Source organism: Pararhodospirillum photometricum DSM 122, assembly GCF_000284415.1.
In the GTDB taxonomy this organism is placed as follows: Bacteria; Pseudomonadota; Alphaproteobacteria; order Rhodospirillales; family Rhodospirillaceae; genus Pararhodospirillum; species Pararhodospirillum photometricum.
In genome coordinates this window covers 3,060,672-3,080,661 of record NC_017059.1, presented here as the reverse complement: position 1 = coordinate 3,080,661, position 19,990 = coordinate 3,060,672, and the positions used below count along the sequence as shown (strand labels likewise).

Here is a 19,990-nt window from a genome sequence, read left to right as displayed (position 1 = left end):
GCTCCAGATTCCCGCCTCAAAGGAAGGCGGGGGAAGCACGGCCGCCCCAGCCCCCTCGTTTCTATGGCGCGGCTTCCCCCTGTCGGGTCTGGTGGGTCTGGGCCAGGTAGGTCTCGGACTGCATCTCCATGAGGCGCGACACCGTGCGCTGGAACTCGAACGCGCCCTCGCCGTCGGGGTACAAGGCCTGGGGCGGCGCGGCGGCCGAACAGATCAGGGCCGTGCGGTGGTCATAAAGGGCGTCGATCAGCACCACGAAACGCCGAGCCTCGTCGCGGTTATGCGGCCCCAGAGAGGGAATATCCGAAACCACCACCACGTCGAAGGTTTCGGCGATCGCCAGATAGTCGTGGCTGCCCAAGGGCTGGGCGCACAGGTCGGCAAAGGTGAAGCGCGCCACGGCGTCGGTGGCGGCCCGGACCTTGACTTGACGGCCATCGACCTCCAGCGTGCGCGGCGCGACCGGGGCATCGCCAGCCAGACGGGCAAGGCAGCGGGCCAGCCAGGCATCGGCGGCCGGGCCGGGCGGCGTCATATAGACCGTCATCCCCTTCATGCGATCCAAACGATAATCGCGGGCGCTGGCCAGTTCCATGACGTCTAGCCGCTCCTTGATCAGAGCGATGAACGGCAAGAACTTCTCGCGCTGCAAGCCGTGGCGGTACAAGTCATCGGGATGACGATTAGAGGTGGTCACCACCACCACACCGCGCGCCGTGATCGCCTCGAACAGGCGCCCCACGATCATGGCATCGCCGATGTCTTGAATGTCCATCTCGTCGAGACATAAGACGCGCCGCCCTTCGGTCAGAGCCTCGGCCAAGCGCGGGATCGGATCGCCGCTGTCGCCCTTGGCCCGCTGCGGCGGCTGGGTGCGCCAGCGGTGCAAATGGGCGTGGGCCTCGCGCATGAACTCGTGAAAATGCAAGCGTCGGCCCATGCCCAGGGGCAGGGAGGCCTGAAACAGGTCCATCATCATGGACTTGCCCCGTCCGACATCGCCAAACAGGTATAAGCCCCGGGGCACGGCCTCGACCGCCGCCGCCCCGATGCCCAGGCCGAACCGAGCCAGCCAGCCCGCCCCGCGCGGCGGAGCCGGCCGGGGCTGGGGCGCCGGCAAGGGCAAGACGGCGTGATACAAAGCCTCCAGCCGCCCCATGGCCGCTTCCTGGGCCGGGTCGTGCAGGAGTCCCCCCTCGGCGAGACGCTGGCGATAGCGGGCCAGCGGGCCGGTGCCGCGTTCAACCATCCTCGGTGATGCGCGCAACCAAGTCGGCCAGCACGGCGTCGGCCCGGTCGTTCTCAATCTGGCAGGTTCCGGCCGCGTGGTGGCCACCGCCGCCATACTTCAAGCACAGCTCGCCCACGTTGGTGTTGGACGAGCGGTTAAAAATCGACTTGCCGATGGCAAACACCGTGTTCTGCTGGCCCCGGCCCCACAGGGCATGGATCGAGATGTTGGTCTCGGGGAACAGGGCATAAATCATGAAGCGGTTGCCGGCCCAGATGGTTTCCTCGTGACGCAGGTCCAGCACCGCGAGATTGTCGTGCACCGTGGTGCAGCGCTTGATCTGTTCCTTGAACTTGGGCTCGTGCTCGAAATACAAATCCACGCGCTCGCGCACGTCGGGGAGGGCCAGGATTTGCTCGATGCTATGTTCCAGGCAGTAATCGATCAACTGCATCATGAGCTGATAGTTGGACACCCGGAACTCGCGAAAGCGCCCAAGACCGGTACGGGCGTCCATCAGGAAGTTGAGCAGTTCCCACCCCTTGGGATGCAGCACCTCTTCCATGTTGTACTGGGCGCTATCCCCCTTATCCACCGCTTCCATCATGTCGTCGGTGATGCGCTCGAAGCGGTCGCGGCCGCCATAATAATCATAGACCACCCGGGCCGCCGAGGGCGCCAGCGGGTCGATGATATGATTGTCGCGCTTGCCCACCCGGATGGTTTCGGACAGATGATGGTCGAACGCCAGATGGACGCCGTCCACATAGGGCAGGTTGGTGGTAATATCCCGCCCCGTGATCTCGATCACCCCATCTTGCATGTCCTTCGGATGGACAAAGGTGATCTCGTCGATCAGACTCAGTTCCTTGAGCAGGGCGGCGCAGACCAGCCCATCGAAATCACTCCGGGTTACCAGCCGGAACTTGCCATCCGCCATGAGCGGGCCTCCCCATGAACCTGATCCTACCCCCCTCCCTCTTTTAAGAGGGTGCCTTCGGTTTAGCGTGAGCCGCCGTGTGAAGCAAGGCCCCCCCGATCTGATACCATGGTGCAATGATTTTTTGGGAGCAGGGAGCACCAGGGAGGGTTGGGGGGGGCGGAGAAGGCTGGGGAGGCGCGGCCTCCCCAGACCCCTCGTTCACGGTGTAGCGATGCCCCAGGAATGGAGGGGTCTGGGGAGGCCGCGCCTCCCCAGCCTTACTCCCCGCAAAAAAGCGGTTCCCCCAGGCCGGACCACCCTTTACCCTAACGCGGGGCAGACGCCCCCTGACGCGAAGGAGACAATACCTCAATGACGCCGTGTTTTAGGTGGTCTCGCCGATGCGGCGGACTGGTCTTGATCCTGGCCCTGGCGGTGGCGGGCTGCGCCGCGTTCGAGCCCGTGGCGCCCGAGGGGCCGGTCAGCGGAACCTTTGATGCGGCCCAGTCCCAGGCCGCCCTCGCTACCGGCGAGGCCGCCGAGGCCAGTGGTGATCTGGAGAGCGCGTTTGAAGCCTATCGACAGGCGGCGCGCTGGTGGCCGGTGTCGCGCCCGGCGTGGCAGGCCTTGGCCCGGGTCAGCGCCGCTCAGGGCGATGCCGAAAGCGAGCGCCTCGCCCTGTTCCTGGAGGAGCGGGTCGAGGATTACGATGCCTTACACCCGCGTCAAGCCCGCCTCGCCTTTGTCGGAGCCGGCGCCCATCCTCCGGCCGGTCTGGACGGCCTTGTCCCCTGGGCCGAGGTCATGGTGGCCTTTTTCGAGGAAAAAGACCTCTCCGCCCAGCGGGCCGCCTTCGCCGGCCGGGACCCCCGCTCGCGCCTTGAGCGCTATGCCATCTATCCCGTGGCGGTGGGCAGCCTCGGCGGGGCAGTCTACTCGCTGGGAACCGCAGCCAGCAGTTTCGCCTCTGAAGCCGAGTGAGCGTCGCGCCACAGGTGAACCGTAAAATCGCTGTGATCGGCGGTGTGGGTCAGGCGGCACGTCCCGCCCAACGCCTGACAAAAGGCCAAGGTGGCCTCGGGATCGGCGTGGAACAGGCTCCAGCGCTCGGGGTGGGGGGCGCGCGTTGATAGGGCATTGAACGCCACCCCGCACCGGGCCAAGCGCCACAAGCGTTCAATCACCGAGCGCATATAAACCTCTGGCTCGCTCTGCCGAAAGGCAAAGATGCCACTGGCCACCACCCAGTCGAAGCGGGCCAGCGTCGGCATCGGCCCCGCCGCCACATTGCCCACCACAAAGCGCCCGCGGGGATGGGTGGCCCGGCAGTGCTCGATCATGGCCGGGGTCATGTCGAGCCCGGTGTAGTCCACCAGCACACCCTGGGCCTCCAGCCACCCCAGGAAGTCCCCCAGACCGCAGCCCACGTCCAAAACCGACTGCCCCGGCTTCAGGCCAACCGCCGCCAGCCGGGCAAAGCGCTCCTGCTGGCTCTCGGGACTCGACCAGTGCAAGGCACGATAGGTCGGACCGTGGCGCTTGAGAAAGCCGGTATAAAGAGCGGCAACGCGGGTATCGTCGGCATCCATGACCGGGGGCACTCTCTTGTCTCTCTAGCCACAAGACAGAGACAAGTCGGCATCATTCTCGTTGATCTTGTCGCTTGACCCTTCGATCAGGTGAACCGCTTTGAACAGCCCCGGAGCCACCGCCTCCACAACCCCCTTCAACGCCCTGGCCAACGGCGCGCTTTCGAGGGTCGCCTGGGTCATGCCGGGCAAGGGATGATCGTGAAAATAAAGAACCAGGGCCTCGGTCACCCAGGGGGTTTTGTAACAGGCATCGGGGATCTTGTCGGGTTGGGGGGTCAATTGGACCGTGATCCCGTAGAACACCGGGCCCCGCCCCCGGTTCATCACGGGCACCCACATAGGCTCTAGTTGGATCATCTCGCCGCCGGTCAGATCGGCCTCGTCGCGCGGCCGTTTGGCCATCTTTTCCCGACGATCACCGCTGCCCGTCGCCTTAGCACCGCCTCCCCCCCCTTCCGCCAGGGCCAGATCCGGGGCGGCAAAGGCCAGGAGGCACGATAGCAGTACAACAGCGCGCGGGCTGGTCATGATCAAGCCTCCGTCGGCGAACGGGCGGCCCGGGGGAGTCCTCCTCTCCCGGGCCCCAAAATCAGGCCGCGACGAACTGATCGTAGGCTTCCAACGCCATGGAGCCATACACCGCCGAGGGGCCTCCCCCCATGTATAACCCCACGGCCACCGTTTCCAGAAGCTCCTCGCGCGTGGCGCCGTGCTTGACCGCCGCGCGCACGTGAAACGCCAGACAGCCGTCGCAGCGATTGGCGATGCTGATACCCACCGCGATCAACTCTTTGGTTTTGGGATCCAGCGCGCCGGGAGTCATCGATCCCTTGGCCATCTGGGAAAAACCGCCCCAGGTCTCGGGAATAGCCTTGCGGGCCTCGCCCATCAGGGCCCCCAGGTCGGTGGCAATCTGGGACCAGTCCTTGTACATGCTGACCTCGCTTGGTCGGGGGTGCGAAGGCTGCTTGTATGAGATGTTTCTTATATGCCGTCAACGCTGTTCGTAAAGGGAAGGCAAGGGGCGCGCCCCAGCCCCTTCAGCGCCGATCGCGAAAAAAAAGCCCGCAGCAAAGCCGCCGCCGCCCGCTCCTCGATCCCGCCAATGACCTCGGGCCGATGGTGACAGGTCGGCTGCCCAAACAGGCGGGGCCCATGCTCCACAGCGCCCCCCTTGGGGTCATACGCCCCGAAAATGACCCGGGCCACCCGGGCATTGGCCAGGGCTTGGGCACACATGGCGCAAGGCTCCAAGGTCACCCACAGCACACACCCCGGCAGACGCGGCGCGCCGACCCGGGCGCAGGCGGCGCGCAGGGCCAAAATCTCGGCGTGAGCACTGGGGTCGTGGTCCGTCTCGACTCGGTTGCCGGCCGCCGCCAGAACCCGGCCCCGGGCATCCAGGAGCACGGCGCCAACCGGCACCTCGCCCCGCGCCGCCGCTGCGCGCGCTTCGGCCAGGGCCAGGGCCATGGGCGCCAAGCCCCGGGTCCCCTGCCCTGCCCCGGCTCCTGCTGTCTCAACGCCCAGCCCTGTTCTCCCTCGTGCGGCCCAGACCCCCTCGGTTCCCGGGGTGTTATCGACCGTGGGTGGTCAGCTCTGCTTGTGCAGGCGCTTCTCGAAAACGTAGCTGGAGACCTCGCCTAGCTCCTTGCGGGCATACTCGATCCAAGCGCCGGTGCCCATGGTCGGCGCACGCGGCACCATGACCGAGATGGTCGAGAGCGGACCATATTTGCGCTTGAACTCGTCCAAGGATCGGGTTTGGGTCAGGCGGCTGGAATCGGCCGCTTCAAAGATATCGCGAAACACCGAGCGCAGGGTGCGGAAGAACTCGTCAACGCCAAAGGTCATGTCTTTGAGCAAAGTCGCCCCGGGCCGCGCCACAAAGGCTTCCGAGGCCTCCATCTGGGTGGTGAGGGCGTGTTGCACGCGATACATTTTTTGACTGATGGCGTTGAGCGGCAACAACTTGCAATGACCTTGAACGTATTGACTCAAGACCTGCTGGCTGATGTCGCCCGAGGTGGTGCGACCACTGCGAAAGGCCAGAATGTTGGTCAATTCCTCTTTGGTCACGGCATCAAGCACGGATTCAATGCGGGCGCGGCGGTCGGCTTGGCGCACGTCGTCCAGGGCGCCTGATTCACGCATCCAGCGCACCAGCATGTTGGCGGCATCGGTAATTTGCAGGCCGGCAAAAGACATGAGCTGGCTGCACTTCGCCGCCACCGGAAACGCCGCCTCGGCGAAGTTGCCGAACATGGACTCCATTTGCTTTTGCTGGCTGGTCTGCTTGGCAAACTCGTAAAGGACGTTCGACACCTCCTCTTCCGTATGTTTGAACTGGATCGAGGCGCCGACCTGCTGATAAAGCTGGGCCGCTGTGGTCGGAAACATGTCCATGGTGATGCGGTTGGATTCCAAAAAGGCCTTGAAGCGCTCCTGCCCGCCCTCGCCGCCGGTGCCCAACTGAGCCTGCACGAGGCTCTGGCTCATGGCATCGTTGATGTCCATGCCGTCGAAATACTGGCCGATGGCGTATTCGGTGATTTCCTTGAAACCGGCGAGGGGATTGCCATACTTGAGCTTGGGAATCTTGGCGCGGCGCACTTCCACAGCGGTACGAAACGCGTTGGCTGTGGCCGCCATGGCCGGCTTGTCGGTGGACTGGATAAAGCCCTCGCCGCGCTCCATCACCTGAATGTACAATTGAAGAGCGTAAGAAAACGCCGCATGCCACAAGGCATTGTCAGTAGCGTGCAGGAGGACCAAGCGGTCTTTGAGAGTCAAGTCGTTACGTTGCGCGAACTCGGTGAACAACTGGTCAAGGATGCGAAAGGCCCAGGTCTCGGGCCGGTCGTCGGCGCGGAAGCCGAAGCGGTCGGTGTTGTTGAGCTTGAGGAACAAGATCAGGGCATCGCGCACGGGTTCGATGTTGCGCGGCATGGTAATGGTGGGTTTGCCGCCCAACGCCATGACCAGGAGCGATTCCATCACGCCGATCTGGCCAAGCTGCACCTTGCCCCGGTCATCCACCAGCACTCCAGACTGCATGATGGCGGTGGCGTCTACCTGGGAGACCTCGGTGACCAGGGCCCGAAGGTCCACGGACCCGAACCGGCCGAGGAGCTTCAGCACTTTTTCATTAATGACGTCGCGCTTCACCTGATGTGTCCGTCAGCGGCGGGGAACTCTCCATGCCGCTTTGTCCTGGCAAAGCGACACACCCAATCCTGGGGAAACGGGGTTTGCCGCGATCCCGGGGATTTATAACTTATAACAGCCGCCGCAGACTCCGGCTACTCTTCCTCGATCCGCGACTTTGGTCTCCCGCTTGGCTGTTTCGCCTCCAAAACGCGAAAGGATGTTGTTCAAAGGAGGAACACAGCGTATCCTGAAGAATGAGGGGGCAATGACTCGGGAGGATTGGCGTATGGATTCCGCGACCGTTGCCGGCTACGCAGCGAGCCTCCAGCTCGGCGTGACGGGCCTTCAACCTTTCCAGAACACACCACCGCCCCCCCCCTCGCAAGAGGCCAAAGGGCCCGACGTTGAGCCCATGGTCCCCAAAGTGGCCGATCGTGGGGTCACTCTCGACATTGAGGCGTGAGGGCGTGTGCCCCCAGCCCCGCTTGGTCTTTCGTTTGAGGAGCGCGCCGCGAGATCATGGCCAATGAGGGGACGGGCCTCGGTCGGGGGCGGATCGAAGGAGGCTATCAGGGGCCCGTTGTCTTGCCGGGGGCCCGGCTGCGGCCGGTTCGTTCTTCGGCCGGCGTGGCATCGGCGCGCGAGGTCCGTGCACCGTCCCTTGGCGCTACCGAAGAGGCAGCTCCCCGGCCGAGACCGTCGCGCGATGCCCTGGGGTCCGGCCGTTTTGTCGTGGTCGATGGGCGGCGCTACGATCTCGATGCGCCGCGCGGGACCTATTATAACTTTCTGATCTGACCCCAAACGCCTGAGCCCTGAGGGAGGGGAGCGCATGATGGAGGAGTCCCCGTTCCCCGAGGCGCCCTGCACCACCGAAGTCTCGAACGAGGGCTACTTTTCAACCGAACAGGGCACGGCACGGGTTCGCCCGGTTTTCGAGCGTAAGATCCCCGCTGGCGACGACCGGGAGCGTCTTGTGTGCGGAACCTGTGGGTTTATCGTTTACGACAATCCCCGCATCATCGTCGGCGCCGTCTGCACCTGGGAAGACCGGGTGCTTTTGGCGCGACGGGCCATTGAGCCCCGCCGAGGCTACTGGACGGTGCCAGCCGGCTTCATGGAACTGCGCGAAACGACAGAGGAAGGCGCCGCCCGCGAAGTGCGCGAGGAAACCGGGGCGCGGGTGCGCATTGTCGATCTCTTGGCCTTATACAACCTCACACATATCAGCCAGGTCCACCTGATCTATCGCGCCGAGATGATGGACCCCCACCATGCCCCGGGCCAGGAAAGCCTGGAGACGGCCCTGGTGGCGTGGTCCGACATCCCGTGGGATGATCTGGCCTATCCCACGGTCTCCTGGGCGTTGCGCGACCACGCCCAACGGATCGGGCTCTCCAACTTTGCCCCGGCCGGACGCCCCAACGGATCCCCATGACCCGAGGGGCCTGGGGAGGCCGCGCCTCCCCAGCCTTTTTTCAGGCCGCCGACCCGGCCTCGTCTTCGGCCGTCGGCCCCTTTTTCTTGCGCCGCAACGTGTCGAGCGCACGCCGGGACAGATCCTTCCCCGCGCGCACCGCCTCGGCATAGGTGTCGCGCACCGCGTCGGCGCTCAAGTCAAGCAAGGCGCCGCCCTCGCGGTAATGCCGATCGACGACCTTGCCCACGGCATAGGTGGCCGCGCCGTTCATGACCGGCACGGTCACAAAACCGACCCCCCACCCGACACCGGGAATCAGTTTAAGGGCGCTGGCGGCCAACCGCCCGGACCCCACCCCAGCCGCCCCACCGGTCAGGGCGGTGACCACGGCCTTGCCGGCGTTTTGGGAGAAGGGACGGCCATGGAGGGCGGACAGACGGCGGATGAGGGCGATCTGGATGCCCACCGCGGCGGCGAGATCGACGCCCGGCACAGGCACAACCCCGGCGGCGACGGCGGCCATCACATGGTTTTTGATGACCCGGTCCACCACGTGGGGGCTGGGGGTCAGCGGCGCCGGCACCCCCGAAACAACGGTGTCGGGCTCGGGGGCATCAGGCTCGGGGGCGTCGGGCTCGGGAGGAGGCGTCGGCGCAGCACCGGAAGTGCCGCCGGGGGTGACCCCTCCCTCTTGAGTCTCGTTCATGCTTTTTCTCCCGCCAAACAAGACAGGCTCTCAAGATAAGAGCAACCCCGGACAAAAGATAGGAGGCGTCAGCCGATCCACAACCCTTCCAAGCGGACGCGCACCCCTTCCGGGGTTTTGTTGAGATAGTTGATCAGACCACTGTGGCGCCATTGCAGCATGCACAGCCGGGGCTGAAAAAAGTACCTCATGCCAATGGCGAGCGGGACCCGGGCCTCGGGGATCAGGCCTTCGTAAGCCTCGGCGATGTAGTAGCCCAGATCCTTAAAGCCCTTTTCGCGCGCTCCCAGAGGGCCGGTCACACACCAGACGATCACACCGGTGCGGCGATCCACCTCCCGCACCACGCCGCAATGGGTGATGGGGCAGCCGCAGGACATGCCCAAGGGGCGGCCGATCAACAGATCGCCGACCTGGATCTCCAGTTCCCGGGTCAACAGGGGGTTATGGGGCAAGATGACCTCGCGCGGTCCAGGATCCTCGGGCAGGTGCTCCAAGAAGAAGTCGAAAGGCCGGCCCAAGGAATCGCGCCACAGCGGATCCGTCTCCCCGCAAGCGGGCTCGGGCGGGAGGGGGCCCACGGCAACAGGGGCGCTCGGGCTCTTGCATCCGCCGCACGCCACCAACGCTTCCCGGTCCAGGCGCGCGCTTGAAAGAGGAAGGCACCGCTTGAGCAGATCGGGACGGGTGTCCAAAGCCTGCGACAGGTCATGACACGTTCGATAGCCACAAACCCCACAATCCAGGCCAGGCAGCGTCGGCGGCGCCAGGGTATCGCTCATGGGTTTTCCTCTCCTGTGAAGAAGCCTGTTTCGCAAACAAGGCCCGAAAGCCCGGCCCACGGTCTTGTGTCAAACCCCGGATGTCAGGGGCCGCAAGGTCTGCACCACGCTCGGAAGGACGCTCAGGACCCGCTCGATCTCGGCGGCGCTGGTGAAGCGTCCCAGTGTCAGGCGCAAGGCACCGCGGGCTTTGAGGGGGTCAAACCCCATGGCGCTCAGGATGGCCGAGGGCTCGGCGGCACGCTGGGCGCTGCACGCGCTGCCCGACGATGCGGCGATGCCAGCCTCATCAAGGGCCAGCAACACCTTGATGGCTTCCCCCTCCTGCCCCGCAAATCCCAAGCACAGATGCCCGGGCAGACGGCGCCAGCGGTCGCCGATGACGTAGACCTGGGGCACGCGGGTTTCGAGCCCCTCCAGCAGGTGCTCGCGCAAGGCAACCAAGCGCACGGCATCGTCGGGGCCCTCGCGGTGGGCCAAGGCGGCGGCAAGCCCGAGCCCGACCAGGGCCGGGGTGTTCTCGGTGCCCGAGCGCAGCCCCCGTTCCTGCCCCCCGCCCAGCATCTGGGGGGCCAGCCGAACCCCCGAGCGCACGATGAGAGCCCCCACCCCTTTGGGGCCGTGCAGCTTGTGCCCCGACAAGGACAGCAGATCGATCGGCAGGCGCTGAAGGTCCAAGGGAATCTTGCCCACGGCCTGAACGGCATCGGTATGCAACAAGATGCCGCGCGCCTGGGTGATCTTGGCCAAGGCGTCGAGGGGCTGCACCACGCCGGTCACGTTGTTGGCGGCCATGAGGGAGACCAGCCGGGTATCGGGCCGAAGGGCGCGGGCCAGGGTATCGGGATCGATCCACCCCTCGGGGCCGGGGCGCAGGCGGGTGACCCGCACCCCCTGGCGTTCCAGCCGCGCCGCCGGCGCCAGGACCGAGGGATGCTCGATCTCGCTGGTCACCAGATGATGGGACCCCGGGGGCAGGGCCTCGAAAACGCCCAGAAGGGCCAAGGTGTTGGCCTCGGTGCCGCCGCTGGTGAAGACCACGGTCTCGGGCTCGGTGCCCAGCAAGGCCGCGACCTGGGCCCGGGCGTCCTCCAAGGCGGCCCGGGCGGCCCGACCGGCGGCGTGCAGGCTGGAGGGGTTGCCCGGATACGTCCGCTGCGTGGCCGCCATGACCTCGGCAACGCGGGGATCAACGGGGGTGGTGGCGGCGTTGTCGAGGTAGATCATGGGGCTACTCCCCGCGATAGAACGTCTGGTTTTCCAAGGACCGCACGACCCCGAAGTGGGCTTGCCACCCGATCTCCTTTTTGCCCACACAGATGGTACACGTCCCGACCGGCGGGTTGCCGCGCAGCAGCATTTTGTCGGACACCTCGGGCCACGCGAGCAGCCGGCGGACCAGGGGATCGATGCCGATGCCGTGCAGGGCGTTGACCTCGCGCACCGCAACGTTGGGCGCGGCGTCTTGGATTCGCGCGCGAAACACCTCGCGCTCCGCCTGGGACACTCGGTCGATTTTGGTCACCACGGCCACGTCGGCCAGCGACAGCATGGGGCCGACCTTAAGCGGCAGATTCATGCCCGACGTCGCCTCCAAGACGACCACCCCCAAGCCTCCATCGACATAAGGCGAACAGCGCAGGCACAGCCCGGCCGTTTCGACCAGCAAGAGGTCGGCACCGGCCTTGCCGGCCCACGCCAGGGCATCGCCCAGCACCATGACGTTACAGTGGTCGGGACACAACTCACCCGAGTATATCTTGCGGGTCGGAATCCCGAACTCGGCGGCGAGTTGCTCGTCCTCCTCGGCATACTGCACGTCGATTTTCAAGAAGGCGGCCTTGTGACCCGCCCGGGCCAACCGAGCCAAGATGTGACGGATCACCGAGGTTTTGCCCGTGGTCGCCGGGCCGGCCACAATCCCCAGTCTCATGAGAAAGCCTCCAGATCGGCCAGGGTCACGCGCTGTCCGTCGCGCAGGCGCTCGCGCAGGTGCGAGAGCATGTCGTCCAGCCGGCTGACGGCGGGAGCCAGGCGGCGTTCCTCGGCGTCGGTCTCGAGCACCTCGGCAATCCGCCCCTCGCGCATGATCAAGCGCCGATCCGAAAGCAACGCCACCCGGGGGTCGTGGGTCACAAAAATGAAAATCCGCCGGCGACGGCGCAGCAGCTCAAGAGCCCGGGTGCGGTTGATGCCGGCGTTTTCCACTTCATCGAGCAGCACGATGGGCGTGTCACAAATGACCGTGGCGTCGGCAATCAGCAGCGCCCGGGTTTGCCCGCCCGACAGCTCGGTCATGCGCACCGAAGGGAGGATGGGCTCCCCGGTCAGTTGGTTGGCAAACTCCAGCGTTTCGGCCACCACATCGGCCGCCGCCGCCAAGGAGCGGGCCCGGATTCGGGCGTGGGTCGTTAGGAACTCATCCACCGGCAGGTCGGACAGAAACGTCGTGTGCTGCGTGATGAGGGCAATGGGGTTGCGGGCCGGGTCGTCCCGGTCCTCCACACTCACGGGCCGACCGTCGAACAAGAGACGCCGCCCGGTGGGGGTATCGCCATCGGCAAAAAGCTCGATGTCGTTGATCAAGGTGGTTTTACCCGAGCCAGTGCGCCCGACCACGCTGATGATCTCGCCCATGGCCAGATCAAGCCGGGGCCGCGCGTCGGGCTGGCCGTCCCGGCCGTGGCCGGCCAGAATGGAGATTTGTGAAACCATGGGGTCTTCCTCCGGGGACAGGGGGCCTGGGGATCCCGCGTTAACAGTCTACATATCAAATAGACTTTACCTGTCAAACGGAATTTGTAGACAGATTGGGCCGTCTCCTCGGGCGCAAAGCCTTGCCCCCCGCCGGGGCGGGGCGTAGACACCCCCGGCATGGTCCGCATGGGAGCTTTGACATGGCCTGGTTGGCGCGCGTTCTTCCCCTTGATCCGTATGTGATCTCTCTGCTGCTCACCGTTGGCGTGGCCAGCGTGCTGCCCGCCTCAGGGGCGTGGGCGCAAGGGATGACGGCGGCGGTGGGGGGGGCGATTTTTTTGCTGTTTTTTTTTATATGGCGCGCGCTTGGCACCGCGTGAGGTGGGGCGCGGCATGGCCCACTGGCGGCTTCAGCTTTTGGTCATACTATGCACGTATGGCGTGTTTCCCCTGCTCGGCCTGGGGATCGCCGCCCTGGGTTTTGGTCTCGCGCCACCCCTGGTGATCGGATTTCTCTACCTGTGTGTGCTCCCCTCGACGGTCCAATCGTCCATCGCCTTCACCAGCATGGCCGGCGGCAATGTCCCGGCCGCCCTCACCGCCGCCACGGTGTCGAACCTTCTGGGCGTGGTCGCGACCCCGGTGTTGACGGGCGTACTGCTGGGCGGTGCCGGCGGCGGGATCTCGCTGGGGGCGCTTGAAGCCATTGCCCTTCAAGTCCTGCTGCCCTTCGGCTTAGGGCAACTCGCTCGCCCTTGGCTGGCCGGCTGGGTTGGGCGTCACCGTCGCCTGACCACCTTGGTTGATCGTGGTGCGATTTTGTTGGTGGTTTATGCCGCCTTTAGCGAGGGCATGACCCAAGGGGTTTGGGCGCGGATGTCGTGGGGGGATTTTGGGATCATGGCGGGCCTGGACTTGGCGCTGCTGGGCATCGTGATGGCCGTCAGCCTGGGGCTCGGCCGTTGGGCCGGCTTTGATCGGGCCGATCGTCTGACGCTGTTCTTTTGTGGGTCCAAAAAGAGCATGGCCACCGGCCTCCCCATGGCGGGGGTCCTGTTCGCCGGCCAGGCCGTGCCGCTGATTGTCTTGCCCTTGATGCTGTTTCACCAGATCCAGTTGATGGTCTGTGCCATACTGGCCCAGCGTTGGAGCCGGGATCCGCGAGACTAGAGAGAGCTGCGGACAGGGGGGCGCAAAAAGCAAGGCCAGGGAGGCACGGCCTCCCCGGACCCCTCGTTTCTTCCGTTTTGTCCTTCTGCAAAAGGTCGGTGGTTGATGGCGTCTTTCGGTCGCATCGAGGCTCTTGCCGGCGTGGCTCTGGCGGGGGTGGTGGGGCTGTCCCTAGCCATGGAAATGGGGGCCCCGGTCACGCTGCAATGGGCCTCGGGGGCCTTGCTGCTGCTCTATGGCGCCGTCTTGTTCCGGCGCATGAGCCTCTCGGCCCAGGGCTTGATCTTGGTGGCCGTCGCCTTGGCGGGGCCGGCCTTGGTGCAGGGCTGGCTGGGTCCCGAGGCCCTGCGCGACGCCTTGGGCCGGGCCGGAGCCATTGCGGCCTTGTTTGCCTGCTTTGGCTTTTTGCGCGACGCCGCGGCCGCCTCCGAGGGCGTGCGGCGGTGCGGGCGGTTTTTGGCGCGCCGGCCGCCGGGGCAGCGCTACGGCGCCCTAACCTTGGGGGGCCACCTGTTTGGCCTCATCTTAAACTTCGGCGCCATCCCCTTGTTGGGGACCTTGACCGTGGAGGGCACCCGAGCCGCCGACCGGCCCGACGAGGATCCCGCCCGCATCCGCCGCGATGCCATCCGCCGCCATCGCATGGCGCAGGCCGTGCACCGGGGTTTTATCGCCACCCTCACGTGGTCGCCGCTCACGGTAAGCATGGCCGTGATCTTCTCCACCGTCCACGGCGCCCAGTGGCGGGAGTCGGCGCCCTGGCTGGCGGGAACCGCTGGCCTCTTTGTCGGCCTGGGCTGGCTGCTCGACCGCTTTTCTCCCGTGCGCCGCACCACCGGCCTCGCCCCCGACCCCGATGAAGGCGGCTCGTGGGCCTTGCTCCTGCCCGTGCTGGGGCTGGTCGCCGCCATTTTCGGGGCTGGGGTTTTTCTCGAGGAGGCCTTGGATCTGCGGTTGGTGGTGGCGGTGATGATCGTCTCGCCGGTCGCCGCCGCATTGTGGATGCTGGCCCAAAGCCGGGTCTGCCGATCGTGGCCCGGGGCCCTGGCCGCCACCGGCGAGCGTTTGGGGCGTCACGTGCTCGAGACCTTCCCCACCTATCATACCGAATTGATGGTGGTGGCCGCCTCGGCCTTCATCGGCATGGTGATTGCGGCCGTCTTGCCGCCCGACGCCGTGCCGTCCTTACTGGCGGCCCTGGGCTGGCCGGCCTGGGTGGTGCTGGCGGTGGTCCCCTGGCTGTGTGTGCTGGGGGGACAGGTGGGGATGAGCCCGGTGCTCTCGGTATCCTTACTCGCCGCCACCTTGCCGGCCCCGGCCGTGCTGGGAGTGCCGGCGACGGCCATGGTGGCGGCCTTCAGTGGCTCCTGGGCTTTGGTTGCGGCCTCATCACCATTTACGGCGGCGGTTCTCACCTCGACCCGGGTCGCCACCTCCCGGGCCCGCCCGACCAGCCCGCTGCGCTTTGGTTTGCGCGATAATTTGAGTTTTACGCTGCTCGCCACTTTAGCGTTGAGCGTTTATGTGGCGGTTTTGGCGCGGGGGTAACAACGATAAGGAAAGGCTGGGGAGGCGGGGCCGTCCCCACGACCCCTCGGGAGTTAGGCGGGGACGGCCATGCCGGCGGTCACGGCCGGGCGGGCGGTCAGGGTGTCGCGCCAGCGCCGCAAGGCAGGGCGCGTTTCCAGGGGAATGCCCAGGCGGTCGGCCAGAACGATCCACGGATAAAACGCGATGTCGGCGATGGTGTAGTGCTCCCCGGCCACCCAGGGCGTGCGGCTCAGGTGCGCCTCCAGCACATCGGTCTGGCGGTTGGCCTCGGTCAAGAAGCGCTCCAGGGCGGCCGGGTTGGGCTCGGGGGCGCGCATCGAGAAGTAATAGACTTGGCCCCAGGTCGGGCCAAGGCCGCTCATCTGGAACATCAGGCTTTGCCACACCGCCGCCCGGCCCACGGGATCGGTAGGCAGCAGGGGCGAGCCGGTCTTTTCGGCCAGATAGACCAAGATGGCGCCCGATTCCGCCAGCACCACCGGGCCATCGACAATCACCGGGATCTTGCCGTTGGTGTTAAGGGCCAAGAACGCCTCGGCGCGTTGCTCGCCTTTGGCCAGATCCACGGCATGGACCGTATAGGGCAGGCCCAGTTCCTCCAGCAAAATCGACACCTTGCGGCCGTTGGGGGTGGGAGACGTGTACAGGTCGATCATGGAAAGTCCCTTCCAGAGAAAGAGCCCGCAAACGCCAGCCCCGCCTCACCGGGACCGGCCTGGGCACACAACTGGTCAATCCGCCGGGCGGCCTCGTCAAGAACGGCGCGAGCGGTGCGCTCGATGGCCGCCGCCAGTAAGCTGTAATCCCGTGCCCGCGGCGACCCGGGGCGCCACAGGAGCGCCAAGGTGCGCGCACTGCTGGCCCCGGCCACCGGCCGCACCGTGATGCCCGAGCCGCCCCGCGCCTCCTCGGGCACGGCCAGGGCCGGGATCAGGGTCAAGCCCACCCCGCCCGCCACCATGCGCGCCAAGGTGGCGAGCCCCGTGGCCTGGAAGGCTTCGTTCTGGCGCGAGCGGGTCAGGCGGCAGGCTTCCATGGCATGCTCGCGCAGGCAATGGCCGTCTTCGAGCATCAAGAGGGTCTCCTCGGCCAGGGCCTCCAGGGGGATCTCGGGCAGCCCGGCCAGGGGATGGCCCTCGGGCAAGGCCAGCACCACGGGTTCGCTGATCAACTCTTGGCGCGGCAGGTCGCCAATGGCATAGGGCAAGGCCATCAGGGCGACATCAAGGCGCCCGGCATGCAAGCGAGCAAGCAAGCTGGCCGAGGTTTCCTCACGCAAATACAGTTTAAGCCCCGGATAGGCCGTGCGCAGCGAAGGCACGAGGCGCGGCAGCAGGTAGGGGCCAATGGTCGGGATCACCCCGAGATGCAAGTCGCCGGTCAGGGGACGCGTGCCGGCCTGGGCCGCGTCCACCAGGGCTTCGGCGTCGGCCAGCAGCCCGCGTGCCCGCGTCACCAACTCCTCGCCCAAGGGGGTGAAGACGACTTGGCGGCGGCTGCGCCGTTCGATCAGCCGCACCCCGAGCAAGGTCTCCAACTCCTGGACCCCGGCGGACAGGGTGGATTGGGTGACCGCACAGGCGTCGGCGGCACGTCCGAAATGGCGGGTTTCGCTGACCGCAACGAGGTAGCGAAGCTGTCGCAGGGTGGGCAGGGGTTTCATGAGCGCGCCTGGCCTCCGTCTCGCCGGACCTGCGGCGGTCCGTTCCATCGGAAAAAACGAATATTAAAACCATAAAAGCCGGCTGGATATGGGTCGGGGACGGCCCTAAATTGGGTCTGTCCCCGGAAACGACCCAAGGAAATGGGGGGGTGCCGGGGCCTTGGGGGCGGATCCCCGGGACCTTCTGGAGGAGAAAAATCGATGAGCAGCGATCTCGGAATCAACATCGGCATCCCCGAGGACGAGCGCAAGGCGATTGCCGAGGGCTTGTCCCGCCTGCTGGCTGACACGTACACCTTGTACCTGAAGACGCATAATTTCCACTGGAACGTCACCGGCCCGATGTTCAACACGCTGCACCTGATGTTCGAGACGCAGTACAACGAGTTGGCCCTGGCGGTCGATACCATTGCCGAGCGCATTCGTGCCCTGGGAGAATATGCGCCGGGCAGCTACGCGCAGTATGCGTCGCTGACCGTGATCAAGGAAGCGGCGGGGGTTCCGGCGGCCGAGGAAATGATTCGCGAACTGGCGCGCGACCAGGAGGCGGTGGCCCGCACCGCACGCTCGGTCTTTCCGCTGGCGGAAAAGGCCAACGACCAGCCCACGGCGGATCTGCTGACCCAGCGCATGCTGACCCACGAAAAGACGGCGTGGATGCTGCGCTCGATGGCGTCTTAAAAAAAGAAGGCTGGGGAGGCGCAGCCTCCCCAGACCCCTCGGTCTTTAAAGGCCTCAGGCGGCCTTGATGATACATTCCACCGGGCAGACAGGGACGCACTGGGGGGCGTCGTGCTGGCCAGCGCACTCGGTGCACTTGGTGGCGTTGATCTTGAACGTCGGGTCACCCTGGGTAATGGCCTCGTTCGGGCACTCCGGCTCGCAGGCGCCGCAGTTGATGCACTCGTCGGTGATCTTCAGGGTCATGATTTTTCTCCCATCCTTGTCGTGGGTTTGGGTGCGGCTCGCGGGCGGACCCCACCGCTGTGCGGGCGTCTAGCAGGTATTTTCGCCGCCGGAATTGACTTAAAGCAATCCGGGGCCCGGGAAACGTGTTTTCCCGTCAATTTTGCTGCATCGCGAAATCCATGAAAAATAAAGGGATTTTTCCCAGGTCTCTTGCAAGATGGTTGCGAGAGGTCGCGCCCGGGGATATACCTTTCTCAACCACAACGCCGCCGATCCTCGGTGTTTCAACGAGATGGGCGGGGTGACAGGGTCCCCGGCGCTGCCTGGAGAGTCCCTTCTTTATTTTTAGTTCCAAGAAAACACCCGCGCTGGCTGGCCGTCGGGCGGGATTGTCGTTTTTCGCGTCGGGGTGCGCCGGCGCCTTGCCAGAAGGACCTTCGCCATGGCCGCGTCGTCCGTTTCCATCGCGCTCACGGGATCCGGGGGAGCCGGGGTCATGACCTCGGGGCGCCTTCTCCTGGACGCGGCGGCCCGCGCCGGTCTTTATGGCCTGATGACCCGCTCGCTGGGGCCCCAGATCCGGGGCGGCGAATCGGCAGCCCTGTTGCGCCTGGGCAACCGCCCGATCGAAGGGCCCGATGACGTGTGCGATCTGCTGGTGGCCGTGGACTGGGGCAATATCGAGCGTTTCTCGGCCGAGATCCCGCTTGGGGAGCACAGCCTGATCATCGCCGACCCCGCCCAGGGTCCCGTCCCCGCCGTCATCGCCCGCGCCAATCCGCGCGTGGTGTCGGTTCCCCTCAAGGACTTGGCCGAAAGCGTGCCGCAAGGGCGGGTCAACATGGTGGCCCTGGGCTTGGCGGGCACCTTGTTGGGTCTGTCGGCAGCCGGGATCGAAGGCGTGCTGGCCGGCCTGCTCACGCGCAAGGGCGAGGCGGTGATGGCCAGCGCCCGCGCGGCCGTGGCCGTCGGCGTCAAGGCCGCCGCCTCGGTGACGGGCGCGCCGCGCCTGGACCTTGCCGATGTCCCGGCTGGGCGCGTCAAATGGTCGATCAGCGGCAACGACGCCACCGGCTTGGGCTGCCTGCGCGGCGGCGTGCGCTTTGTCGCCGCCTACCCCATCACCCCGGCCACCGAAATTCTGGAATGGCTGGCCGTCAACCTGCCCCGGGTCGGCGGCGCCTTGGTGCAGGCCGAGGACGAGTTGGCCTCCATCAACATGATCTTGGGCGCGTCGTTCGGCGGCGTGCCCGCCATGACCGCCACCTCGGGCCCCGGACTGGCCTTGATGACCGAATCCCTAGGGCTTGGCGTGGCCGCCGAGGTGCCCATTGTGGTCTGTAATGTCATGCGCGGCGGCCCTTCGACCGGCATTCCCACCAAGTCCGAACAAAGCGACCTCAACATCGCTCTCTATGGCCTGCACGGCGATGCCCCGCATGTGGTGACGGCGGCTACCTCGATCGCCGACTGCCTGTTCACCGCCCAGTGGTCGGTAGGACTGGCCGAGGCGTTGCAAGTGCCGGTCATCATGCTGACCGATCAGGCCATGGGGCAGGCCCGGGCGGTGATTGATGCCCCCACCGATCCCGGCTTGACCTCCCAACGCCTTACCGCCCCGGCCGCCCCCGACGCGCTGGCCTATCAGCGCTACGCCCTCACGCCGTCGGGCGTCTCGCCCATGGCCATTCCGGGGACGCCGGGCTGCGCCTATACCGCCGATGGCCTGGAGCACAGCCCGCGCGGCACGCCTTCGACCCAGGCGGCCCACCACCAAGAGCAGCTCGACAAACGCCAGCGCAAACTCGCCACTCATGACTACGGCTCCGCCTGGGCCGAGGTCGAAGGCGAGGGGGACACCGTCATCGTCACCTGGGGGTCACTGACCGGGGCCGCGCGCGACGCCGCCCAGCGCCTGACCGCCGCCGGCACCCCGACCCGCCTGATCAGCCTGCGCTTGCTCGCCCCCTTGCAGACCGAGGCCCTCAGCGCCCTCGTGGCCGGCAAGCGGGTGCTGGTGGTCGAACAAAGCCACAGCGGCCAGTTCTTCGGCCACCTGCGCGCCCACGGCGCCCTGCCCGCCGACGCCCGGTCCCTGGCCCGGCCCGGCCCGGTGCCCCTGCGGCCCCACGAAATCGTCGCGGCCATCGCCGCTTGGGAGAAGGGCGCGGCGAACGCCGCGTGAGAGAAGGGAGAG

23 protein-coding genes and 1 pseudogene are annotated in these 19,990 nt (G+C 66.2%); 9 read left to right on the top strand and 15 right to left on the bottom strand.

Annotated elements, in window-relative coordinates:
• Nucleotides 1-61: 61 nt before the first annotated feature.
• Both zapE and RSPPHO_RS13850 read right to left on the bottom strand, forming a co-directional pair.
• The gene (zapE, locus tag RSPPHO_RS13855; protein ID WP_041795616.1) at nt 62-1,249 is read right to left on the bottom strand and encodes a cell division protein ZapE; all 1,188 of its coding nucleotides are present in this window, start codon (nt 1,247-1,249) and stop codon (nt 62-64) included.
• Nucleotides 1,242-2,171, bottom strand: a complete 930-nt coding sequence (locus RSPPHO_RS13850; protein WP_041795614.1) for an exopolyphosphatase — start codon at nt 2,169-2,171, stop codon at nt 1,242-1,244. Before RSPPHO_RS13850 ends, zapE begins: the two co-directional genes overlap by 8 nt.
• Before the next feature lie 354 nt (nt 2,172-2,525).
• On the opposite strand from RSPPHO_RS13850, the gene RSPPHO_RS13845 reads away from it, so the two are divergent.
• Nucleotides 2,526-3,134, top strand: a complete 609-nt coding sequence (locus tag RSPPHO_RS13845; RefSeq protein WP_014415833.1) for a hypothetical protein — start codon at nt 2,526-2,528, stop codon at nt 3,132-3,134.
• Here RSPPHO_RS13845 and RSPPHO_RS13840 read toward each other — a convergent pair.
• The 5 genes from RSPPHO_RS13840 to RSPPHO_RS13820 form a co-directional block, all read right to left on the bottom strand.
• Complete coding sequence (locus tag RSPPHO_RS13840) at nt 3,086-3,742, bottom strand: class I SAM-dependent methyltransferase (RefSeq protein WP_041795612.1); 657 nt, start codon at nt 3,740-3,742, stop codon at nt 3,086-3,088. The genes RSPPHO_RS13845 and RSPPHO_RS13840 overlap by 49 nt on opposite strands.
• 24 nt (nt 3,743-3,766) lie before the next feature.
• Nucleotides 3,767-4,273: a hypothetical protein gene (locus RSPPHO_RS13835; RefSeq protein ID WP_041795609.1), complete on the bottom strand. Its 507-nt coding sequence runs from the start codon at nt 4,271-4,273 to the stop codon at nt 3,767-3,769.
• A 61-nt stretch (nt 4,274-4,334) separates the two neighbouring features.
• Nucleotides 4,335-4,679 (bottom strand): carboxymuconolactone decarboxylase family protein, encoded by a 345-nt coding sequence (locus tag RSPPHO_RS13830; RefSeq protein WP_014415830.1) that lies wholly within the window; start codon nt 4,677-4,679, stop codon nt 4,335-4,337.
• Between the two features lie 50 nt (nt 4,680-4,729).
• Nucleotides 4,730-5,218, bottom strand: coding sequence for a nucleoside deaminase (locus RSPPHO_RS13825; protein ID WP_051013894.1), 489 nt, complete (start codon nt 5,216-5,218; stop codon nt 4,730-4,732).
• 120 nt (nt 5,219-5,338) lie between these two features.
• The gene (locus RSPPHO_RS13820; RefSeq protein WP_014415828.1) at nt 5,339-6,913 is read right to left on the bottom strand and encodes a hypothetical protein; all 1,575 of its coding nucleotides are present in this window, start codon (nt 6,911-6,913) and stop codon (nt 5,339-5,341) included.
• A 268-nt stretch (nt 6,914-7,181) separates the two neighbouring features.
• Here RSPPHO_RS13820 and RSPPHO_RS13815 point away from each other — a divergent pair, with 268 nt between their 5' ends.
• Genes RSPPHO_RS13815 through RSPPHO_RS13805 form a run of 3 tightly spaced genes read left to right on the top strand, consistent with a single transcriptional unit; the run spans nt 7,182 to nt 8,333 of the window.
• Nucleotides 7,182-7,358 (top strand): hypothetical protein, encoded by a 177-nt coding sequence (locus tag RSPPHO_RS13815; RefSeq protein WP_157879250.1) that lies wholly within the window; start codon nt 7,182-7,184, stop codon nt 7,356-7,358.
• 56 nt (nt 7,359-7,414) lie between these two features.
• Nucleotides 7,415-7,693, top strand: a complete 279-nt coding sequence (locus tag RSPPHO_RS13810; protein ID WP_041795607.1) for a hypothetical protein — start codon at nt 7,415-7,417, stop codon at nt 7,691-7,693.
• A gap of 34 nt (nt 7,694-7,727) precedes the next feature.
• Entirely contained in the window at nt 7,728-8,333 is a 606-nt protein-coding gene (locus RSPPHO_RS13805) for an NUDIX hydrolase (protein WP_014415827.1), read from the top strand.
• Between the two features lie 40 nt (nt 8,334-8,373).
• On the opposite strand, the gene RSPPHO_RS18080 is transcribed toward RSPPHO_RS13805, so the two are convergent.
• From RSPPHO_RS18080 to RSPPHO_RS13780, 5 genes are all read right to left on the bottom strand, one after another.
• A complete protein-coding gene (locus RSPPHO_RS18080; protein ID WP_051013893.1) occupies nt 8,374-9,021 on the bottom strand; it encodes a YcjF family protein in 648 nt (215 codons plus the stop codon).
• Nucleotides 9,022-9,089: 68 nt separating this feature from the next.
• The gene (locus RSPPHO_RS13795; RefSeq protein ID WP_041795606.1) at nt 9,090-9,803 is read right to left on the bottom strand and encodes a (Fe-S)-binding protein; all 714 of its coding nucleotides are present in this window, start codon (nt 9,801-9,803) and stop codon (nt 9,090-9,092) included.
• Between the two features lie 69 nt (nt 9,804-9,872).
• Complete coding sequence (locus RSPPHO_RS13790; RefSeq protein WP_041795603.1) at nt 9,873-11,030, bottom strand: cysteine desulfurase family protein; 1,158 nt, start codon at nt 11,028-11,030, stop codon at nt 9,873-9,875.
• A gap of 4 nt (nt 11,031-11,034) precedes the next feature.
• The gene (locus RSPPHO_RS13785; protein ID WP_014415823.1) at nt 11,035-11,736 is read right to left on the bottom strand and encodes a GTP-binding protein; all 702 of its coding nucleotides are present in this window, start codon (nt 11,734-11,736) and stop codon (nt 11,035-11,037) included.
• Nucleotides 11,733-12,518 (bottom strand): ATP-binding cassette domain-containing protein, encoded by a 786-nt coding sequence (locus RSPPHO_RS13780; RefSeq protein ID WP_014415822.1) that lies wholly within the window; start codon nt 12,516-12,518, stop codon nt 11,733-11,735. The genes RSPPHO_RS13785 and RSPPHO_RS13780 overlap by 4 nt, the downstream gene beginning before the upstream one ends.
• A gap of 182 nt (nt 12,519-12,700) precedes the next feature.
• On the opposite strand from RSPPHO_RS13780, the gene RSPPHO_RS21260 reads away from it, so the two are divergent.
• The 3 genes from RSPPHO_RS21260 (at nt 12,701) to RSPPHO_RS13770 (ending at nt 15,218) form a co-directional block, all read left to right on the top strand.
• A complete protein-coding gene (locus RSPPHO_RS21260; RefSeq protein WP_242390501.1) occupies nt 12,701-12,880 on the top strand; it encodes a hypothetical protein in 180 nt (59 codons plus the stop codon).
• A complete protein-coding gene (locus tag RSPPHO_RS13775) occupies nt 12,867-13,670 on the top strand; it encodes a bile acid:sodium symporter family protein (RefSeq protein WP_014415820.1) in 804 nt (267 codons plus the stop codon). Before RSPPHO_RS21260 ends, RSPPHO_RS13775 begins: the two co-directional genes overlap by 14 nt.
• A gap of 105 nt (nt 13,671-13,775) precedes the next feature.
• Nucleotides 13,776-15,218: a hypothetical protein gene (locus tag RSPPHO_RS13770; RefSeq protein WP_041795602.1), complete on the top strand. Its 1,443-nt coding sequence runs from the start codon at nt 13,776-13,778 to the stop codon at nt 15,216-15,218.
• A gap of 53 nt (nt 15,219-15,271) precedes the next feature.
• Here the strand turns inward: RSPPHO_RS13770 and RSPPHO_RS13765 are convergent, their stop codons facing one another.
• Together RSPPHO_RS13765 and RSPPHO_RS13760 are read right to left on the bottom strand one after the other, a co-directional pair.
• Nucleotides 15,272-15,877 (bottom strand): glutathione S-transferase family protein, encoded by a 606-nt coding sequence (locus RSPPHO_RS13765; RefSeq protein ID WP_014415818.1) that lies wholly within the window; start codon nt 15,875-15,877, stop codon nt 15,272-15,274.
• Nucleotides 15,874-16,884, bottom strand: coding sequence for a LysR substrate-binding domain-containing protein (locus RSPPHO_RS13760; protein ID WP_081581791.1), 1,011 nt, complete (start codon nt 16,882-16,884; stop codon nt 15,874-15,876). Before RSPPHO_RS13760 ends, RSPPHO_RS13765 begins: the two co-directional genes overlap by 4 nt.
• Before the next feature lie 201 nt (nt 16,885-17,085).
• On the opposite strand from RSPPHO_RS13760, the gene RSPPHO_RS13755 reads away from it, so the two are divergent.
• Complete coding sequence (locus RSPPHO_RS13755; RefSeq protein ID WP_041795600.1) at nt 17,086-17,565, top strand: Dps family protein; 480 nt, start codon at nt 17,086-17,088, stop codon at nt 17,563-17,565.
• Nucleotides 17,566-17,619: 54 nt separating this feature from the next.
• On the opposite strand, the pseudogene RSPPHO_RS13750 reads toward RSPPHO_RS13755, so the two are convergent.
• Nucleotides 17,620-17,820 (bottom strand): annotated as a pseudogene (locus RSPPHO_RS13750) (YfhL family 4Fe-4S dicluster ferredoxin); the annotation flags it as partial.
• A 415-nt stretch (nt 17,821-18,235) separates the two neighbouring features.
• Between RSPPHO_RS13750 and RSPPHO_RS13745 the strand changes: the two are divergent.
• The gene (locus RSPPHO_RS13745) at nt 18,236-19,978 is read left to right on the top strand and encodes a 2-oxoacid:acceptor oxidoreductase subunit alpha (RefSeq protein WP_041795598.1); all 1,743 of its coding nucleotides are present in this window, start codon (nt 18,236-18,238) and stop codon (nt 19,976-19,978) included.
• Nucleotides 19,979-19,990 lie beyond the last annotated feature (12 nt).

What these genes read in the sequence shown, in the direction of transcription:
- zapE (WP_041795616.1), bottom strand. Translation starts at nt 1,249, where the DNA reads ATGGTTGAACGCGGCACCGGCCCGCTGGCCCGCTATCGCCAGCGTCTC.
- RSPPHO_RS13850 (WP_041795614.1), bottom strand. Translation starts at nt 2,171, where the DNA reads ATGGCGGATGGCAAGTTCCGGCTGGTAACCCGGAGTGATTTCGATGGG.
- RSPPHO_RS13845 (WP_014415833.1), top strand. Translation starts at nt 2,526, where the DNA reads ATGACGCCGTGTTTTAGGTGGTCTCGCCGATGCGGCGGACTGGTCTTG.
- RSPPHO_RS13840 (WP_041795612.1), bottom strand. Translation starts at nt 3,742, where the DNA reads ATGGATGCCGACGATACCCGCGTTGCCGCTCTTTATACCGGCTTTCTC.
- RSPPHO_RS13835 (WP_041795609.1), bottom strand. Translation starts at nt 4,273, where the DNA reads ATGACCAGCCCGCGCGCTGTTGTACTGCTATCGTGCCTCCTGGCCTTT.
- RSPPHO_RS13830 (WP_014415830.1), bottom strand. Translation starts at nt 4,679, where the DNA reads ATGTACAAGGACTGGTCCCAGATTGCCACCGACCTGGGGGCCCTGATG.
- RSPPHO_RS13825 (WP_051013894.1), bottom strand. Translation starts at nt 5,218, where the DNA reads ATGGCCCTGGCCCTGGCCGAAGCGCGCGCAGCGGCGGCGCGGGGCGAG.
- RSPPHO_RS13815 (WP_157879250.1), top strand. Translation starts at nt 7,182, where the DNA reads ATGGATTCCGCGACCGTTGCCGGCTACGCAGCGAGCCTCCAGCTCGGC.
- RSPPHO_RS13810 (WP_041795607.1), top strand. Translation starts at nt 7,415, where the DNA reads ATGGCCAATGAGGGGACGGGCCTCGGTCGGGGGCGGATCGAAGGAGGC.
- RSPPHO_RS13805 (WP_014415827.1), top strand. Translation starts at nt 7,728, where the DNA reads ATGATGGAGGAGTCCCCGTTCCCCGAGGCGCCCTGCACCACCGAAGTC.
- RSPPHO_RS18080 (WP_051013893.1), bottom strand. Translation starts at nt 9,021, where the DNA reads ATGAACGAGACTCAAGAGGGAGGGGTCACCCCCGGCGGCACTTCCGGT.
- RSPPHO_RS13795 (WP_041795606.1), bottom strand. Translation starts at nt 9,803, where the DNA reads ATGAGCGATACCCTGGCGCCGCCGACGCTGCCTGGCCTGGATTGTGGG.
- RSPPHO_RS13790 (WP_041795603.1), bottom strand. Translation starts at nt 11,030, where the DNA reads ATGATCTACCTCGACAACGCCGCCACCACCCCCGTTGATCCCCGCGTT.
- RSPPHO_RS13785 (WP_014415823.1), bottom strand. Translation starts at nt 11,736, where the DNA reads ATGAGACTGGGGATTGTGGCCGGCCCGGCGACCACGGGCAAAACCTCG.
- RSPPHO_RS13780 (WP_014415822.1), bottom strand. Translation starts at nt 12,518, where the DNA reads ATGGTTTCACAAATCTCCATTCTGGCCGGCCACGGCCGGGACGGCCAG.
- RSPPHO_RS21260 (WP_242390501.1), top strand. Translation starts at nt 12,701, where the DNA reads ATGGCCTGGTTGGCGCGCGTTCTTCCCCTTGATCCGTATGTGATCTCT.
- RSPPHO_RS13770 (WP_041795602.1), top strand. Translation starts at nt 13,776, where the DNA reads ATGGCGTCTTTCGGTCGCATCGAGGCTCTTGCCGGCGTGGCTCTGGCG.
- RSPPHO_RS13765 (WP_014415818.1), bottom strand. Translation starts at nt 15,877, where the DNA reads ATGATCGACCTGTACACGTCTCCCACCCCCAACGGCCGCAAGGTGTCG.
- RSPPHO_RS13760 (WP_081581791.1), bottom strand. Translation starts at nt 16,884, where the DNA reads ATGAAACCCCTGCCCACCCTGCGACAGCTTCGCTACCTCGTTGCGGTC.
- RSPPHO_RS13755 (WP_041795600.1), top strand. Translation starts at nt 17,086, where the DNA reads ATGAGCAGCGATCTCGGAATCAACATCGGCATCCCCGAGGACGAGCGC.
- RSPPHO_RS13745 (WP_041795598.1), top strand. Translation starts at nt 18,236, where the DNA reads ATGGCCGCGTCGTCCGTTTCCATCGCGCTCACGGGATCCGGGGGAGCC.